A 17,762-nucleotide genomic window follows, 5' to 3' on the forward strand; every position below is an offset into this window, starting at 1 on the left:
CTCAGCCCTGGCTGGCGGCAGGCGCGGCCGCGGCGGCGGCCTTCACCGTCACCTTGGCACCATCGCTGAGGCCTTGCCGGCCCGCCACCACCACCCGTTCGCCGGGCTTCAGGCCATCGCCGACCAGCCAGCGATCGCCCACCGCGCGCAGCGTGGTGAACTCACGCTGGCGCACCACGTTGTCGGCACCCACCACCCAGGCGACGGCTTCGCCACGCGGGGTGCGGTCCACCGCCGCCTGCGGCACCAGCAGCGCCTGCTGGCGCACGCCCTGCCCCACCAGCGCGCGCACGTACATGCCCGGCAGCAGTTGCGCATCCGGATTGGGGAAACGCGCGCGCAGGGTCACCGCGCCGGTGGTTTCCTCCACGTCGAGGTCGGCGAACTCCAGCGTGCCCGGCAACGGGTACGCGGTGCCGTCGGACAGGGTCAGCCGCACCTGCGTGCTGGCCGGCTGCACGCCGCCGGCGGCGATCGCCCGGCGCAGCGCCAGGAACTGGTTGCCGGACTGGGTGATGTCCACGTTCATCGGATCCAGCTGCTGGATCTTGGCGATGGCATCGGTCTGGTTGGCGGTGACCAGCGCGCCCGGGGTCACCCGCGCGCGGCCGATGCGCCCGCCGATCGGCGCCACGACCGTGGCGAAGCGCAGTTGCGTGCGTGCGGTGTCCAGCGCCGCGCGTTGCGCGTCGCGGCTGGCCAGCGCCTGCTTGTAGGCGGCCTGCGCATCGTCCACGTCCTGCTGCGCGGCCAGCCGGGTCTTGCCCAGCGTGCGGTAGCGCTCGGCACGCAGCGTGGCGGCGGCGAGCGTGGCCTCGGCGGTGGCCAGATTGGCCTGTGCCTGGTTGGCCGCGGCCTGGTACAGGGTCGGCTCGATCTGGAACAGCGGCTGCCCGGCCCGCACCGTGGCGCCCTCTTCGAACAGGCGCTGGCGCAGGATGCCGCTGACCTGCGGCCGCACCTCCGATTCTTCCGAGGCCACCGTGCGCCCGGCCAGTTCAACGCTCAGCGGCACGCTCTGCGGCTGCAGGGTCAGCACCTCCACCGTTTTCGGCGCCGGTGTCTGGGCGCTGCCCCCGCCCTTGCAGCCGGCGAACGCGAGCACGACGACGGTCAGCAGCAACGGCAGCGCGCGGCGGCGCTGGACGAGAGGCGCGGGCATGCGCTTGATCCTGGGGACGACGAAGGGGAGCGTCTAATTTATCAAAGACAAGAAGGCCCTGATGAAGGTGCCCTCACCCCTTCGCCGTCACGGCGCAAGGCGGGCATCAGGCGCGGGCCGGGCGTACGCCGGCGGGCGACGGGGGCGCGGTTACGAGCCCCGCACGCTGGAAAACCTCACGCCTCGCCCGAATCGCGCGCCGGACCGCGCCATCAGCGCCCGGACCGACAGCCTGAGCGCACGCGCCGGCCCTGCTCAGGAACTGCAGGACAGCATCGAACAGCCGGCCCGGCTCCGCGCCCAATCCGGCCGCTTCGCCGCGAAGGCCTCGCGCCCGGGCTGTTCGTCGTAGGGATGGCGCATCACCTCCAGCAGTTCGTCGATGCCGCCGGTGTCGCCCTGCTCGGCGCGGTCGATCGCCTGCTGCGCCAGGTAGTTGCGCAGCACGTAGCGCGGATTGGCCGCACGCATCCGTGCGACGCGGGCGGCGGCGGGCAACGGATCCTGCTGCAGGCGCTGCGCGTAGCGCGCCAGCCAGGCCTCGAACGCCGGCGCCTGCGTCGCCAGCCGGGCCGGGTCGTAGAAGGCCTCGGCCTGCGCCGCCAGGGCCTGCGCCGGCGTCCACGGCTGCAGCGGCAACGCACTCAGCCCGCGGAACCACAGGGTCATGTCGACCTCGCCCTGCTGCAGCAGGTCCAGCCCATCGCGCATCAGCGCCACATCGTCGTCGGCGCAGGTCGCCAGGCCGAGCTTGGCGGCGATGTTGTCGCGCTCGGCCTGCGCATATTCGGCGCGGAACCGCTCCAGGCCGTCGTGCAGCGGCGCGACGTCGTCGAACAGCGGTGCCAGCGCCTGCGCCAGCCGCCCCAGATTCCAGTACGCGACCTGCGGCTGGGTGCCGAAGCGGTAGCGACGGCCCTGCGCATCGGTGGTGTTGGGTGTCCAGTCCGGGTCGTAGTCGTCGACCCAGCCATAGGGGCCATAGTCGATGGTCAGCCCCAGGATCGACATGTTGTCGGTGTTCATCACCCCGTGCACGAAGCCGACGCGCATCCAGTGCGCGACCATGCGCGCGGTGCGCGCGCAGATCTCGGCGAACCAGGCCGCGTCGCGCGCGCCAGCGGCACCCTGCAGGTGCGGGAAGTCGCGCGCGATCACCAGGTCGGCCAGGCGCCGCAGCAAGGCGGTGTCGCCGCGTGCGGCCGGCAATTCGAAACTGCCGAAGCGCACGAACGACGGCGCCACCCGGCACACCACCGCGCCCGGTTCGGCGCGCGGATGGCCGTCGTAGAACATGTCGCGCACCACCGTCTCGCCGGTGCCGACCAGGCTCAGCGCGCGGGTGGTCGGCACGCCCAGGTGATGCATGGCCTCGCTGCACAGGAACTCGCGGATCGAGGAGCGCAGCACCGCGCGGCCATCGGCGCCACGCGAATACGGCGTGGGCCCGGCACCCTTGAGCTGCAGTTCCCAGCGCCGCCCGTCCGCGCCCAGGGCCTCGCCCAGGGAGATCGCGCGGCCGTCGCCGAGTTGCCCGGCCCAATGCCCGAACTGGTGGCCGCCGTAGTTCGCCGCATAGGGCTGCATGCCCGGATAGCGCGCGTTGCCGGCGAATACCGCGGCGAACTCCGGCGACCGCACCTCCTGCTCGGACAGCCCGAGCAAGGTCGCCACCTCCGGCGAATACGCCAGCAGCTGAGGCGCCACCACCGGGGTCGGCTCGACCGGCGACCACAGCGCCCCCAGCACCTCGCGGCGGCGCGGCCCGGTTTCCGGATCGCCGGGCAATTCGGCGACGAAGCGATTGTCGAAACGCAAGGCAGTCATGAGCACAGCGTAGAAGGCACAACCTTGATTGGAAAGGCCGCGAGGTGAGCATACGGTGCAGGCCTGTCGCCGCGCGGGCCTGCAAAGCCCCTCTCCCCCGGGAGAGGGGTTGGGGTGAGGGTCGGGGCGCGAAGCGCATGCGGTGTTTCAAGTGCACCGGGCTTCGCCGTACCCTCATCCGCCCCTCCGGGGCACCTTCTCCCGCAGGGAGAAGGGAGTACAAGCCCCTCTCCCCCCGGGCGAGGGGTTGGGTGAGGGTCCGACCGCCGCGAAAGCTCCACGGCGCCGACGCAGGCACCGCAAGCCCACGCTCTTGCCAATCCCCACTCCCGAATCCCCAATCCCCGCCCCACCTCCACTCGCCACCGACATGGGCATCCGGCATGCTCCGCGCTCCTCTCCGGGATCGCCCATGTCCGACCGTCCGTCTCCGCCCCGCTGGCCCCGCAACGCCCTGATCGCCCTGTCCTCGCTGCTGGTCTCTGCCTGCAGCAGCCTGTTCTTCGGCGGCCTCAACGCCGGTTCCTCGCGCCATGGCCTCAGCGAGCAGCGCGGGATCGTCTACGACGCGGCGCACGGCCTGGCGCTGGACGTGTACCGCCCGGCCGGGGTGCAGCACGCGCCGGTGGTGGTGTTCTTCCACGGCGGCACCTGGAAGACCGGCAACCGCCAGAACTACCGCTGGGCCGGCGAAGCGCTGGCGCGGCACGGCGTGGTCGCGATCGTGCCGGACTACCGCAAGTATCCGCAGGTGACCCTGGATGGGTTCATGCGCGACGCCGCCAGCGCGGTGGCCTGGAGCCAGCGCCATGCCGCCGAGTATGGCGGCGACCCGCAACGGCTGGTGCTGATGGGCCACTCCGCCGGCGCGCACATCGCCGCGCTGCTGGCCACCGACGGCCACTGGCTGCAGGCGCAGGGCCTGTCGCCGCGGCAGTTGTGCGGCCTGGTCGGGCTGGCCGGCCCCTACGACTTCCTGCCGCTGACCGACCCGGACCTGATCGGCATGTTCGGCCAGGACCCGGCACAGCAGCGGCGCTCGCAGCCGGTGAACTTCGTCGACGGCGACGAGCCGCCGGCGCTGCTGCTGCACGGCGACGCCGACACGGTGGTGGAACCGCACAACAGCCAGTCGCTGCAGGCCGCGCTGCAGCGCGTCGGGGTGCCGGCCGAATTGAAGACCTACCCCGGCGTCGGCCACATGCGTCTGGTGCTGGCGCTGCGCAAGGACGACCCGGCGCTGCCGGTCATGGCCGACAGCATCGCCTTCGTGCGCGCCTGCCCGGCGCGTCCAGCCGGCCCCTGATCCGGGCGGCACCGCGAGCGGCGCGAAACGGGTTCAGCCGTCCGCGCTACCGAGCAGCTCGAACGGGCCGCCCTGCTGCAGCGCGCGCTGGTAAGCCGGGCGCTGCTCGATCCGCTGCACGAACCCGGCCAGGTTCGGATGCGTCTGCAGGCCGATGCGCGCGGCCGCGGCCTGCACCGGGAAGCTCATCTGTACGTCCGCCGCGGTGAAGCGGTCGCCGGCGAACCAGCCAGTCTCGGCCAGCTCGCGCTCCATCCAGTCCAGGTGCAGGCGCACCTGCGGCCCGACGAAGCCCTGCATCGCCTTGTCGACGATAGCCTTGGCGATCGGCCGCGCAAAGAACGGCATCTTCGCCGAGCGGATCCGCCCGAACACCAGGCTCATCAGCAGCGGCGGCATCGCCGAGCCCTCGGCGTAGTGCATCCAGTAGCGGTAGCGCAGGCGCTCGGGCGAATCCAGCGGCTGCGGCGCCGGCGACAGCGTGCTGCCGGTGTCGTAGCGGTCCACCAGATAGTCGAGGATCGCCCCGGACTCGGCCAGGACGTGACCGTCGTCCACCAGCACCGGCGACTTGCCCAGCGGATGGATCGCGCGCAGTTCCGGCGGCGCCAGCATGGTCTTGGGATCGCGCTGGTACTTGATCACCTGGTACGGCAGCGCCAGTTCCTCCAGCAACCACAACACGCGCTGCGACCTGGACTGGTTGAGGTGATGCACGGTGATCATGGCGACGGCTCCGGAGCTCGGGGGCCGCCATGGTAGCCGGATGCGGGTGTGAAGCCGCGCATGCAGGGCCCGTCGCTGCGCCTGGCGACCCGGCCGCAGCGCCGCCGTCGCGGCGCGCGCGATGCCCGAAAAACGATCGCCCAAACAAAAACGCCGGAAGCTTGCGCTTCCGGCGTCTGGCAACCTTGCGGTGGCGGGCGTCCTTAGACGGCCTGCACCTGGTCAGCCTGCATACCCTTCTGGCCCTGCACGGCGACGAAGGTCACCTTCTGGCCTTCCTGCAGCGACTTGAAGCCGGTGCCCTGGATCGCGCGGAAATGCACGAACAGGTCCGGGCCGCTTTCCGGGGTGATGAAGCCGAAGCCCTTGGCATCGTTGAACCACTTCACGGTGCCGTTCTGACGCTCAGTCATTTTGCTAACTCCTGAAACATTGAATTGAAGAAATCGCAGCCATCGGAAATCGAGGCCGAGACTGAGTTGCAGGCGTTAGTAAAGCGAGCGGAACGATGAAGTGGATCGTGAGATCTACTGCACCAAGCCACGATTCACGGTGACTCTAGCAAACACAGTGGGGTCACCATACGCGGGTCGCGCTCAAAAAGCGACATGTTTGTGTAGACAAACCGGGATCCACCACAAGGAAGCTGAACCCAACCCTAAAGTTAGCGCCAGCGCGGCCGAACCCCCTGCCGGCCCGTAGAAATTGCGCAAATCAGCCCGCGTACCGTGCAACGACGACTGAGCCCGAGGCCATGGCGAATGCGTCCACATCAGCCTGCGGCCCCTCGCCCGCCCCAGCCAAGGCGGCCGGCACCGATCCCCATGTCCCACGCACGTTCCGGGCCCGGCACCGCCGCACGCCGTATCCTATTGCGCCCTCGATCACGGTAGCCGCATGGCCCTCACCGCCACCCTCCGCAAGGCGGAGCTGCAGATTTCCGACATGGACCGCGGCTACTACGCCGCCCATTCCCTGACCCTGGCGCAACACCCGTCCGAGACCGACCAGCGGCTGATGGCGCGCCTGCTGACCTTCGCCCTGTTCGCCGAGGAGCGCCTGCTGTTCGGCAAGGGCCTGAGCAGCGACGACGAGCCCGACCTGTGGCGGATGGACTACACCGGCGCGATCGAGCAATGGATCGAGGTCGGCCAGCCCGACGAGTCGCGGGTGCGCAAGGCCTGCGGCCGGGCGCGCTCGGTGGTGGTGGCCAACTACGGCGGCCGCGCCGCGGACATCTGGTGGGACAAGAATGCCTCCGCCCTGGCCAAGCTCAAGCAGGTGCAGGTGATCGACCTGCCGGCCGACGCCGTCGCCGCGGCGGCCGAGCTGATCCAGCGCAGCATGCGGTTCGACGTGATGATCCAGGACGGCGAAGTGCAGTGGCTGGGCGACAGCGGCAGCTTCGCCTTCACCCCCTCGGTGCGCAAAGCCGCGGCATGAGCGCCGGGAACGCCCCCATCCAGACCGACGTCGTGGTGATCGGTGCCGGCGCCGCCGGGCTGATGTGTGCGATCGCCGCCGGCCAGCGCGGACGCCGGGTGCGGGTGATCGACCATGCCAACAAGGTCGGCAAGAAAATCTTGATGTCCGGCGGCGGCCGCTGCAACTTCACCAATACCGGCACCGGGCCGGGCAACTTCCTGTCCGCCAATCCGCACTTCTGCAAGTCGGCGCTGGCCCGCTACCGCCCCGCCGACTTCATCGACCTGGTCGAGCGCCACGCCATCGCCTACCACGAGAAGGAACTGGGGCAGCTGTTCTGCGACGTCTCCTCCAAACAGATCGTGCGCATGCTGGTGGACGAGTGCGCCGCGGCCGGGGTAACGGTGCGCACCGGTTGCAGCGTCCGCGCGGTGGAACGCGGCAGCGAGGGCTTCCGCCTGGACACCGACGATGGCCCGGTGCATGCGACGTCGCTGGTGGTGGCCACCGGCGGCCTGTCGATTCCCAGCCTCGGCGCCAGCGGCTTCGGCTACGAACTGGCGCGGCAGTTCGGCCACGCGGTGCTGCCGACCCGTGCCGGGCTGGTCCCGCTGACCCTGAGCGGCAAGCACCAGGAACGCCTGCACGACCTGTCCGGCCTCGCCTTGCCGGTCGAGGCCAGTTGCAACGGCGCACGCTTCCGCAACTTCATGCTGATCACCCACCGCGGGGTCAGCGGCCCGGCGATCCTGCAGATCTCCTCGTACTGGCAGCCGGGCGACGATCTGCGCCTGGACCTGCTGCCGGGGCAGGACGCGGCGACCTGGCTGCGCGACCAGAAACGCCTGCGCGGTGCCGCCGAGCTGCGCACGGTGCTGGGCGAGGCGCTGCCGCGCCGGTTCGCGCAACGCCTGTGCGAGGTGTGGCTGCCGGACAAGCCGGTGCGCCAACTGGACGAACCGCAGTTGCGCGCGGCCGCCGAGCTACTCGGCGCCTGGCCGCTGGTGGCCAGCGGCACCGAAGGCTACCGCACTGCCGAAGTCACCCTGGGCGGCGTGGATACCGACCAGGTGTCGTCCTCGACCATGGAATCGCGGCGCGTGCCCGGCCTGTACTTCGTCGGCGAAGTGCTCGACGTCACCGGCTGGCTGGGCGGCTACAACTTCCAGTGGGCCTGGGCCTCGGGCCATGCGGCGGGCCTGGCGGCGTGACCCTGCCGCCGGGATTGGGGATTCGGGAGTGGGGATTCGCCAAGGCGGGTTCATGACGGCCGTAGATCCGCGAGCCAGCCCAGGCCGACCAACCCAACCCGGGCGGAGTGCGCTTTAGCGAATCCCCAATCCCCAATCCCCGCCCCTCATTCATGGACGCCGCAGCGGGCATCGTGTATTAAACCCGGTCTCCGGGAGGCTTCATGCACACAGGCAAAGACATCACCCTCCGCCTGATGATCGTCGACGACAGCGGCGAAGACGCCGAGGCGATCGTCAGCAGCCTGCGCAACAGCGGCATCGCCGTGCGCCCGTCACGGCCGCAGCACGCCGAGGAGTTGTCGGCGACGCTGGCCGCGCAACCGATCGACCTGGTGCTCAGCGCGCAGGCCCAGTCGATCCCGCTGCCGCAGGTGCTGCAGCGGGTCGCGGCCAGCGGCAAGGACATCCCGGTCATCGTACTGGCCGAACGCATCGACGAACAGGAATGGCTGGAGGCCGTGGCCGGCGGCGCGCGCGCGATCGCGCTGCGGCAGCGCCCCGAACATCTGCTGGCGGTGGTCCGCACCACCTGGGCCGACCTGCAGGCACGACGCGGGCTGCGCCGGATCGAGGCGCAGATGCGCGAGACCGAACGCCGCTGCGATGCGCTGATCGCCTCCTCGCGCGACCCGATCGCCTACATCCACGAAGGCATGCACATCCGCGCCAACGACGCCTACCTGGAGATGTTCGGGTTCGCGTCGTTCGACGACGTCGAAGGCGTGTCGCTGCTGGACATGGTCGCCCCGCAACACGTGGAAGGCTTCAAGCAACTGCTGAAGTCGCTAAGCAAGGGCGAGCCGCCGCCGGCGCAGTATCAGGTGGACGCACGCACCCTGGAAGGCGACAGCTTTCCGGCGACGATGGAGTTCGCCACCGCCAGCTACGAGGGCGAAGCCTGCGTGCAGGTGGTGTTCCGCCGCCGCGAAGAGTTCGACCCGGAACTGGCGCGCGAGGTCGAGGACCTGCGCCAGCGCGACCAGGTCACCGGCCTGCTCAACCGCCCGACCTTCATGCTGGCGCTGGAAACCGCGGTGGCCCAGGTCGGCCGCGGCGAGGGCCAGTACGGCTTCCTGCTGGTCGAGCCGGACCACTACGCGCGGCTACTGGCCGACATCGGCCTGGATTCGGCCGACGCGCTGGTCGCGGCGCTGGCCCAGCACCTGGCCGCCGCCATCGACGGCGACGTACAGGCCGCGCGCTTCGGCGAGCACAACTTCGCGCTGCTGCTGGAAGGCGACTACGCGCGCACCGCGGCGCTGGCCGAACGCCTGCTGCAGGCCTACGCCAGCCACGTGTTCAGCGTCGGCGAGCGCTCGGCCACGGTCACCGTCAGCATCGGCGGCGTGCAGATCGGCGAGAAGATCGCCAGCGTCGGCCAGGTCCTGGCGCGCGCCAGCGAGAACGTGCAGGCGACCGTCGAACTCGGCGGCAATGCCTGCAAGATCTTCGACCCCGGCGCGGCCGACCGCCTCGAGGAGGAGCGCGTGCAGCGCTGGGTCCAGCACCTGCGCGAGGCCCTGGCGGGCGACGGCTTCCTGCTGCACTACCAGCCGGTGCTGAACCTGCAGGGCGAGCCGCACGAACTGTACGAGGCTTACCTGCGCCTGGAGCGCAACGACGAGCTGATCGGCCCGTCGACCTTCCTCGGCATCGCCGCCGAACACGGCCTGACCGCCGAGATCGACCGCTGGGTGGTCGCCCGCGCGATCGCGGTGATCGGTGAACGCCAGCGCGCCGGCCACGCCACCAGCCTGCTGGTCAAGGTCAGCCCGGAGGCCTTCGCCGACACGCAGATGGTCGATCTGATCCGGCGCGAACTGGCCGCGCACGGCGTGCCCGGCGACCGCCTGTGGCTGCAGACGCCGGAGGCCAAGGTGTTCACCCACCTGCGCAACGCGCAGCAGTTCCTGGCCGACGCCACCACCCTGGGCTGCAAGGTCGGGCTGGAACAGTTCGGCTCCGGCCTGGACTCGTTCCAGCTGCTGGCACACTTCCAGCCCTCGTTCCTGAAGCTGGACCGCGGCTTCACCCAGGACCTGACCCAGACCCGCGAACACCAGGACAAGATCCGCGAGATCACCGCGCGCGCGCAGTCGGCGAGCATCCGCACCATCGCCGAGTTCGTCTCCGACGCGACCTCGATGAGCCTGTTGTTCAGCGCCGGCGTCGACTACGTGCAGGGCGAGTTCGTGGGCCTGGCCACGCCGGGGATGACGTTCGATTTTGCCTGAGGGGCGGAGATTCGGGATTCGGGATTCGGGATTCGGGATTGGGGATTGGGGATTCGCAAAAGCGCCGACCGGCGAAGCCTGCGCTTCGCCGGTCGGCGTGTCGATCCCGCGGTGGCTCAGCTCACTGTCGCGTTGACGTGCGAGGCGCGCAGGGTGGCGATGCGCTCGGACAGCGGCGGGTGGCTCATGAACAACTTGCGTAGACCCTGGCCCAGGCCGCCGGCGATGCCGAACGCCTGCACCTGCGACGGCAAGGTGCTCTGCCCATGGTTGAGTTCCAGCCGCTGCAGCGCCGCGATCATCTTGGCGCGGCCGGCCAGGCTGGCGCCGCCGGCGTCGGCACGGAACTCGCGGTAGCGCGAGAACCACATCGCGATCATCGTCGCGAACAGGCCGAACACCAGTTCCAGCACCATCACGATCGCGAAGTAGGCCAGGCCGCGGCGGCCGTCGCGGTTGCCCGACAGGTAGCTGTCGATCACGCCGCCGACCACGCGCGCCAGCACGATCACGAAGGTGTTGAGCACGCCCTGCAGCAGCGCCATGGTCACCATGTCGCCGTTGGCGATGTGGCTGATCTCATGGCCCAGCACCGCCTCGGCCTCGTCCTCGGTCATGTTCTGCAGCAGGCCGGTGGAGACCGCGACCAATGCGTTGTTGCGGTTGGCGCCGGTGGCGAAGGCGTTGATCTCGGGGCCGTCGTACACGGCCACTTCGGGCATGCCGATGCCGGCCGCCTGCGCCTGGCGCTGCACGGTCTGCAGCAACCAGCGCTCGGTGTGGTTGCGCGGCTCGGTGATCACCTGCGCGCCGGTGGCGCGCTTGGCCATGAACTTGGACAGCAGCAGCGACACCAGCGAGCCGCCGAAGCCGAAGATCGCGGCCATCACCAGCAGGCCGCCCATCTGGTTGGGATTGACCCCGAACACGGACATGACAATGCCGGCCAGCACCAGCACCGCCAGGTTGGTGATGAGGAACAGGGCGATACGATTGAACATGTGAGCGTGGGCTCCGCACAGATTAAATGGAAGGATTGGCTCGAATCTGCGGTGTCGGCCGCTTGAATTCAAGCGCGTACCTGACCGAGGATTCAGCTTGCCCATGTCCCCGCCTCCCTATCGCGGCCGCTTCGCGCCCTCGCCCACCGGCCCGCTGCACCTGGGTTCGCTGCTTGCCGCCTTCGGCAGCTGGCTGCTTGCCCGCCACGCCGGCGGCCAATGGCTGCTGCGCATCGAGGACGTGGACCGCCCGCGCAGCGTGCCCGGCGCCGCCGAGCGGCAACTGGCCAGCCTGCGCGCCTGCGGCCTGGAGGCCGACGGGCTGGTGCTACGGCAGAGCGAGCGCGACCCGGTCTACCGCGACGCGCTGCAGCGGCTGCTGCAGGCCGGCCTCGCCTTTCCCTGCAGTTGCAGCCGTAGCGCGCTGGCGGCGCAGGGCGGCGTGCACCATGCCTGCGTCGCCGCCGCGCCGCGCGCGCAGCCGGCCATCCGCCTGCGCGTGCCGCCCGGCGTGGCCAGCGTGGTCGCCTTCGACGACGGCGTGCGCGGCCGGCTGAGCCAGGACGTCCATGCCGAGGTCGGCGATGTGGTGCTGCTGCGTGCCGACGGCTGCTGGGCCTACCAGTTGGCGGTGGTGGTCGACGATGCCGCACAAGGCATCACCGACGTGGTGCGCGGCGCCGACCTGCTGGAGTCCACGCCGCGGCAGATCCTGCTGCAGCGTGCGCTGGGCCTGCCGACGCCGCGCTACCTGCACCTGCCGCTGCTGCTCGACGCCGACGGCCGCAAGCTGTCCAAGTCGCACGCGGCGCTGCCGCTCGACGATGCCGACCCGCTGCCGGCGCTGCGCCTGGCCTGGGCCACGCTGGGCCAGCCGCCCGCAGCATTGGCAGGCGCCGGTTCGGTGCCGGCGCTGCTGGCCGCCGCGCTGCGGGCCTTCGATCCGGCCGGACTGCCGGCGCAGGACCGGAGCGTGGACGATGCCGCAGACCAGCAGCGACATCCCCAGCGACATCAAGGCTGACTAGAATCGCACCTTCGGCCGCAGCACGGCCGCTCTTCCCTTTCTCTCTCTATCCGGAGCGACATCCATGACATCACGCGTTGCGCTGGTCACCGGCGGCACCGGCGGCATCGGAACCGCGATCTGCGAGCGGTTGGCCGCGCAGGGCCACCGCGTGGCCAGCAACTACCGCGACCAGGCCAAGGCCCTGGCCTGGCAGCAGCGCATGCGCGAGCGCGGCCATGACGTCGCCATCGTCCCCGGCGACGTCGCCTCGCCCGAGCACGCGCAGGCTTTGGTGCATGAGGTCGAACGCCAGCTCGGCCCGGTCGAGATCCTGGTCAACAACGCCGGCATCACCCGCGACACCACCTTCCACAAGATGACCGCCGAGCAATGGCACGAGGTCATCAACACCAACCTCAACTCGGTGTTCAACGTCACCCGACCGGTGATCGAAGGCATGCGCCAGCAGCGCTGGGGCCGGGTCATCCAGATCAGCTCGATCAACGGCCTCAAGGGCCAGTACGGCCAGGCCAACTACGCCGCCGCCAAGGCCGGCATGCACGGCTTCACCATTTCGCTGGCACGCGAGAACGCCAGCTACGGCATCACCGTCAACACCGTCTCGCCCGGCTACGTCGCCACCGACATGGTGATGGCGGTGCCGGAGGAAGTGCGCGCCAAGATCGCCGCCGAGATTCCCACCGGGCGTCTCGGCAAGCCGGAGGAGATCGCCTACGCCGTGGCGTTCCTGGTCGCCGAGGAAGCCGCATGGATCACCGGTTCCAACCTGGACATCAACGGCGGCCACCATATGGGTTGGTGATCGACTGAACCGCTCAGTCGGCGGCTTTCGCGCGAGGTAACGCTACCCCAACCGGCGCGAAGCGCAGCGTGGCGGCCCTTGGCCGCTCCGCGAATGCTGCGCAGCATGATTTCTATGCTGCACCCGCGTGTTCAGGGAGTAACGGCGGTTGCAAGCCCTGCTGCGCTGCGCCATGCTGCGCGCCTACCGTCACAGAGCGATCGCTTCATGGCTGAGATTCGCATCATCAAGAAGTATCCCAATCGCCGCCTCTACGACACCGAGATCTCCAGTTACATCACCATCGAAGACGTTCGCCAGCTGATCATCGACGGCGAGGAATTCGAAGTCCGCGACGCCAAGACCGGCGAAGACCTCAGCCGTGCGGTCCTGCTGCAGATCATCGCCGACCAGGAACAGGACGGCGAGCCGATGCTGTCCACGCAGTTGCTCAGCCAGATCATCCGCTTCTATGGCGACTCGCTGCAGGGCTTCATGGGCAACTACCTGGAGCGCAGCATGCAGGTGTTTCTCGACCAGCAGCAGCAGTTCCGCCAGCAGATGGGCAATCTGCTGGGTCAGACCCCGTGGACCATGATGAACCAGCTCACCGAGCGCAACCTGGAGCTGTGGCAGGAGTTCCAGCGCAACCTCGGCGCCGGCTTCGGCCGCCCCGCCGCCGGTGCGGGCACTGGCAAGCCCGGCGAGCCGCCGGCCGGCGCTGCGCCGAAGTCGCGTCCGCGCTGAGCCCTGCGCGCGGGGTTCGGCGGGACGCTGCGCGCCCTACCCTCACCCAACCCCTCTCCCGGCGGGAGAGGGGCTTTAGCCTCTCCCTTCTCCCGCCGGGAGAAGGTGCCCCGAAGGGGCGGATGAGGGTCGGGCGAAGCCTCGCAGACTTGCTTCAGCGCAGCGCTTCGCGCCCCGCCCTCACCCCAACCCCTCTCCCGACGGGAGAGGGGTTTTAGCTTCTCTCCCTTCTCCCACCGGGAGAAGGTGCCCGAAGGGGCGGATGAGGGTCGGGCGAAGCCGCGCAGACTTGCTTCAGCGCGGCGCTTCGCGCCCTACCCTCACCCCAACCCCTCTCCCGACGGGAGAGGGGCTTTAGCCTCTCCCTTCTCCCACCGGGAGAAGGTGCCCCGAAGGGGCGGATGAGGGTCGGGCGAAGCCTCGCAGACTTGCTTCAGCGCGACCGCGCCGGCTTGCAGCTCGCGCAGATCCGCTCGACCTTGTAGCCGCGCGCGCGCAGGCCATCGACCACGCCGTCCGGCCCCAGCAGGTGCAGCGCGCCGACCACCACCATGGTGTCGCCGCCGCCGTCCTTCAGGCGTTGCTCCAGCCGCGGCAGCCAGGCCTGGTTGCGCTCCACGTCGATGCGCTGGTACAGCCGCGGGTAGTCGCGTTTCATCTGCGCGCCGATCTCCTGCCACAGCTGGCGCTCGTCGCCGCGGCGCCAGGCATCGTGCAGGCGCAGGGTCTGCGCCGCGCCCTGCTCGGCATCGTCCAGCGCCTCGGTCAGCATCTGCTTCTGCTCCACCGGGTCCATGCCGTCGAGCAGGTCGATCTGCGCCTGCGCGGTCTCCAGGCCCTCGGCGGTCTTGCCGTCCTGCAGGGCCAGGGTCATGAAGTGGCGGTCCAGCCCGGCATCGGCCTGCAGGCCCTGCGCCCTCATGTCGGCGATGCTGATGCTGAGGCCGACGAACCACGGCTCGAAGCCGCTCATCTGCGCCAGCGGCAGGCCGTGGCCGGCGGCATAGCGGCGCAGCCGCTCCCAGGTGACCGGGTCCAGGTCGTCCTGCAGGCGCTTGCCGTCATGGCGCTGCGCCGCCTGCAGCATCTGCGCACCCAGTTGCGGCGCGTCCACGTCCTTCGGCGACAATTCGAACAGCAGCCGCGGCGACGCCGCGTAGGCCGCATCGACCTCGCGCGCCAGCGGGTAGTCGTCGGCCTTGAGCATGTGGAACGAACCCAGCAAGTACAGCGTGCCGCGCGGGCCGCTGACCTTCCACAACAGCGGCGTGGGCGGCGCCACGGCGGGCGCAGCGGCGGCCGGTGCGACGGGCGTCGCCGCCACCGGCGGCGGCGTGCGGGCCAAGGCCGGCAGCGCCAGGCACAACGAAATGCCCAGCAGCAGGCGGCGCAACAGGCGCGGGAACGGGGTCATCTGCATCCTCGGTTCAGTGGGCGACGGCGTAGGTCTTCTCGCCGGCATCCACCGCCAGGTCGAGGCGGTTCTCCGGCGGTGGCAGCGGACAGGTGGCGAACGGGGTGAACGCGCACGGCGGATCGTAGGCGCGGTTGAAATCCAGCACCACGCTGCCGTCGGCCGCCGGTGCGTCCACGTCCAGGAAACGTCCGGCCGGGTAGCTGCCGTGGCCGCTGGTGCGGTCGGCGAACACCACGAACAGTTTCCCGTCCGGCTCGCCGATCGCCTGCAGGCGGAAGCGCTTGCCGCCGCGCTCGAACTCCAGCGCGCCGGGATTGGGCGATGGCGTGGTGACGCCGATGATGTCGACGATGGGCAGGGTCGTACCCGGCGGATTGGGCACGAAGCGCCCGTGCACGCGCCAGGATTCGGCCAGCGGCCAGGACGGCACGCCGGTGAAACTGCGCCGGGTCGGCGCGTCGGCGTGCTTGACCCGCAGCGCATAGCGGCCGCCGCGTTCGATCAGGCTGAGCTTGCCCTTGCCGTCGTCGAAGTCGATCACCGTCGGCTGCGGGTCATGGTCGCTGTACAGGCGGATGCGCCCCTGCACCGGCGTACCGGCGACGCTGAGCGCGGCGCCACGTTCGGGGGTCAGGTAGACCTCGCGCTGCACCTGCGACACCAGCGCCATCCGTGCCGGCCCCACCGCCAGGCGGATGCCGCTGTCCGCGCCGCTGCCGATGTAGTGCTCTTTCAATTCCAGCCAGTGCAGGCCGACCAGGCTGGTCCAGCCATCCGGCGCCTGCAGCTCGCGCTGGCGCTGCGCGCGCCAGGCCTGTTCGTCGGCCACGAAGCGCGCGTCCATCGCCTTCGGCGCGGCCGGTGCCGGCGCCTGTTTGCCACAGCCCCCCAAGGCGACGAGCGCCGCCAGCAACGCCGTCGTCCACACCCGCTTGCGCATCATCGCCCCCGCAAGAACCAACGATCGATCTCGCCCAGGGTGAACCGCGCCCAGGTCGGACGCCCATGATTGCACTGTCCGGAGCGCTCGGTGGCTTCCATGTCGCGCAGCAAGGCGTTCATTTCCGGCACGGTGAGGCGCCGGTTGGCGCGCACCGCGCCGTGGCAGGCCATGGTCGACAGCAGCGCGTCGCGCGCGCCGGCGACGCGGCCGCTGTGGCCGTGTTCGCGCAGGTCGGTGAGCACGTCGCGCAGCAAGGCCTCCGGCTCGGCCTGCGCCAGCAGCGCCGGGATGCTGCGCACGTGCAGCGATTGCGGTCCGCTGCGGGTGATCTCGAAACCGAGCGCGGCCAGCGTCTCCGCCTCGCGCTCGGCGGTGTCGGCATCGCGTTCGCCGACCGCTAGGGTGATCGGCACCAGCAGCGGCTGCGCGTGCAGGCCGATGCCGTCGTGCGCGGTCTTCAGGCGCTCGTAGCCGATGCGTTCGTGCGCGGCGTGCATGTCCACCACGATCAGGCCGTCGGCGTTCTCGGCCAGGATGTAGATGCCGTGCAACTGCGCAATGGCGTAGCCGAGCGGTGGCACGCCACTGTCGGCGGACGTCGGTGGCAGGCCGCCGGCCGGGTCCTGGGTCTGCCGCGGCAGGCCGGTGGCACTTCCCGCCTCTGCTGCAGGCGCGTACAGCGCCGCATACGCCGCTGGCGCCTCTTCCACCCGCAAGCCCAGCGGCGATTGTGCCGGGCGCCACTGCGCACCGTAGCCGTAGCCCTGTCCGCCACCGCCCGCCCCACTGCCGCCGTTCGGCGCGCCTGCGGGTGCCCAGGCCGCAGCGCCCGCGGCAGGCGCCGGCGCCGTTTCGGCACCGATCGCGCCGGGCAGGCTGCCGGCACGGGTCTGCGCCAGCGCGTCCTGCAACGTGCGGTAAACGAAATCGTGGATCAGCCGCGCATCGCGGAAGCGCACCTCGTGCTTGGCCGGATGCACGTTGACGTCGACCCGCGACGGCTCCAGCTCCAGGAACAGCACATAGGCCGGCTGGCGGCCATGGAACAGCACATCGCCGTAGGCCATCTTCACCGCGTGGGCGACGCTGCGATCGCGCACCGAGCGGCCGTTGACGTAGAGGTATTGCTGGTCGGCACTGGCGCGCGAGTAATGCGGCTGCGCAATCCAGCCGTGCAGACGCAGGCCGGCGCCGCTGTGGTCCACGCGCAGCGCCTGCCGCGCGAAGTCCTCGCCCAGGGTCTCGCCCAGGCGCGCATCCGAGTACAGATCGCCGGGCTTGTAGCGCCGCGACGGCTTGCCGTTGTGCGAGACGCGCAGCTCCACGTCCGGGCGCGCCAGCGCCAGCGAACGCAGCCACTCCTCGATGTGGCCCAGTTCGGTGCGCTCGGCGCGCAGGAACTTGCGCCGCGCCGGCACGTTGTAGAACAGCTCGCGGACCTCGACCAGGGTACCCGGCGGCAGCGCGCGCGGCTGCACCTCGCCGACCTTGCCGCCCTCGACCTGCAGGGCCGCGCCGTGTTCGTCGCCGGCACGGCGCGAAGCCAGGGTGAAGCGGCTGACCGAAGCGATCGACGGCAGCGCTTCGCCGCGGAAGCCGAGCGTGCCCACCGATTCCAGGTCGTCCAGCGAGGCGATCTTGCTGGTGGCATGTCGCGATATCGCCAGCGGCAGTTCCTCGGGCGCGATGCCGCCGCCGTCGTCGCGGATGCGGATCAGGCGCACGCCGCCTTCTTCCAGATCGATGTCGACGCGGTGCGCGCCGGCGTCCAGCGCGTTCTCCACCAATTCCTTGACCACCGAGGCCGGACGCTCGACCACTTCGCCTGCGGCGATCTGGTTGATCAGGATCTCGGGCAGCTGACGAATGCTCATGCCGCCGTCGCTCCATGCACGCGCAGGCGCACACCG

Annotated in this window: 15 protein-coding genes; 7 read left to right on the top strand and 8 right to left on the bottom strand. The window is 70.3% G+C overall.

All coding sequences use genetic code 11. The features are described 5' to 3' along the window. Position 1 precedes the first annotated feature (1 nt). Together FHR66_RS10620 and FHR66_RS10625 are read right to left on the bottom strand one after the other, a co-directional pair. Positions 2 to 1,162, bottom strand: a complete 1,161-nt coding sequence (locus FHR66_RS10620) for an efflux RND transporter periplasmic adaptor subunit (protein WP_160970735.1) — start codon at positions 1,160 to 1,162, stop codon at positions 2 to 4. A 255-nt stretch (positions 1,163 to 1,417) separates the two neighbouring features. After that, entirely contained in the window at positions 1,418 to 2,989 is a 1,572-nt protein-coding gene (locus FHR66_RS10625; protein ID WP_160970737.1) for a protein adenylyltransferase SelO, read from the bottom strand. Positions 2,990 to 3,401: 412 nt separating this feature from the next. Between FHR66_RS10625 and FHR66_RS10630 the strand changes: the two genes are divergently transcribed. Beyond that, entirely contained in the window at positions 3,402 to 4,295 is an 894-nt protein-coding gene (locus FHR66_RS10630) for an alpha/beta hydrolase (RefSeq protein WP_160971079.1), read from the top strand. A 33-nt stretch (positions 4,296 to 4,328) separates the two neighbouring features. Here the strand turns inward: FHR66_RS10630 and FHR66_RS10635 are convergent, their stop codons facing one another. Further along, on the bottom strand, positions 4,329 to 5,021 hold the full coding sequence (locus FHR66_RS10635) for a glutathione S-transferase family protein (RefSeq protein ID WP_160971081.1): 693 nt from the start codon (positions 5,019 to 5,021) through the stop codon (positions 4,329 to 4,331). 203 nt (positions 5,022 to 5,224) lie between these two features. Then, positions 5,225 to 5,434 (bottom strand): cold-shock protein, encoded by a 210-nt coding sequence (locus tag FHR66_RS10640; RefSeq protein ID WP_160971083.1) that lies wholly within the window; start codon positions 5,432 to 5,434, stop codon positions 5,225 to 5,227. 484 nt (positions 5,435 to 5,918) lie between these two features. On the opposite strand from FHR66_RS10640, the gene FHR66_RS10645 reads away from it, so the two are divergent. From FHR66_RS10645 to FHR66_RS10655, 3 genes are all read left to right on the top strand, one after another. Then, on the top strand, positions 5,919 to 6,464 hold the full coding sequence (locus FHR66_RS10645) for a YaeQ family protein (protein WP_160971085.1): 546 nt from the start codon (positions 5,919 to 5,921) through the stop codon (positions 6,462 to 6,464). After that, positions 6,461 to 7,657 carry a BaiN/RdsA family NAD(P)/FAD-dependent oxidoreductase gene (locus FHR66_RS10650; protein WP_160971087.1) on the top strand — a complete coding sequence of 399 codons (1,197 nt, stop codon included), beginning with the start codon at positions 6,461 to 6,463 and terminating at the stop codon, positions 7,655 to 7,657. Before FHR66_RS10645 ends, FHR66_RS10650 begins: the two co-directional genes overlap by 4 nt. Before the next feature lie 203 nt (positions 7,658 to 7,860). Continuing rightward, positions 7,861 to 9,933, top strand: a complete 2,073-nt coding sequence (locus FHR66_RS10655) for a GGDEF/EAL domain-containing response regulator (RefSeq protein WP_160967413.1) — start codon at positions 7,861 to 7,863, stop codon at positions 9,931 to 9,933. Positions 9,934 to 10,049: 116 nt separating this feature from the next. Here the strand turns inward: FHR66_RS10655 and htpX are convergent, their stop codons facing one another. Further along, the gene (htpX, locus tag FHR66_RS10660) at positions 10,050 to 10,934 is read right to left on the bottom strand and encodes a protease HtpX (protein ID WP_160967411.1); all 885 of its coding nucleotides are present in this window, start codon (positions 10,932 to 10,934) and stop codon (positions 10,050 to 10,052) included. Positions 10,935 to 11,037: 103 nt separating this feature from the next. Between htpX and gluQRS the strand changes: the two genes are divergently transcribed. The 3 genes from gluQRS (at position 11,038) to phaR (ending at position 13,492) form a co-directional block, all read left to right on the top strand. Beyond that, positions 11,038 to 11,958 (top strand): tRNA glutamyl-Q(34) synthetase GluQRS, encoded by a 921-nt coding sequence (gluQRS, locus tag FHR66_RS10665; protein WP_160967409.1) that lies wholly within the window; start codon positions 11,038 to 11,040, stop codon positions 11,956 to 11,958. A 67-nt stretch (positions 11,959 to 12,025) separates the two neighbouring features. Beyond that, positions 12,026 to 12,766, top strand: a complete 741-nt coding sequence (phbB, locus tag FHR66_RS10670) for a beta-ketoacyl-ACP reductase (RefSeq protein WP_160967408.1) — start codon at positions 12,026 to 12,028, stop codon at positions 12,764 to 12,766. Positions 12,767 to 12,973: 207 nt separating this feature from the next. Continuing rightward, positions 12,974 to 13,492, top strand: a complete 519-nt coding sequence (gene phaR / locus FHR66_RS10675; protein ID WP_017909334.1) for a polyhydroxyalkanoate synthesis repressor PhaR — start codon at positions 12,974 to 12,976, stop codon at positions 13,490 to 13,492. A 433-nt stretch (positions 13,493 to 13,925) separates the two neighbouring features. Here phaR and FHR66_RS10680 read toward each other — a convergent pair whose 3' ends face one another. Genes FHR66_RS10680 through mutL form a run of 3 tightly spaced genes read right to left on the bottom strand, consistent with a single transcriptional unit; the run spans position 13,926 to position 17,726 of the window. Beyond that, positions 13,926 to 14,906, bottom strand: coding sequence for a TraB/GumN family protein (locus FHR66_RS10680; protein ID WP_160967406.1), 981 nt, complete (start codon positions 14,904 to 14,906; stop codon positions 13,926 to 13,928). A 13-nt stretch (positions 14,907 to 14,919) separates the two neighbouring features. Then, positions 14,920 to 15,849 (bottom strand): DUF1684 domain-containing protein, encoded by a 930-nt coding sequence (locus tag FHR66_RS10685; protein WP_160967404.1) that lies wholly within the window; start codon positions 15,847 to 15,849, stop codon positions 14,920 to 14,922. Continuing rightward, the gene (gene mutL / locus FHR66_RS10690; protein WP_160967403.1) at positions 15,849 to 17,726 is read right to left on the bottom strand and encodes a DNA mismatch repair endonuclease MutL; all 1,878 of its coding nucleotides are present in this window, start codon (positions 17,724 to 17,726) and stop codon (positions 15,849 to 15,851) included. The genes FHR66_RS10685 and mutL overlap by 1 nt, the downstream gene beginning before the upstream one ends. Between the last annotated feature and the right edge of the window lie 36 nt (positions 17,727 to 17,762).

The organism is Xanthomonas sp. F4 (genome assembly GCF_011761895.1).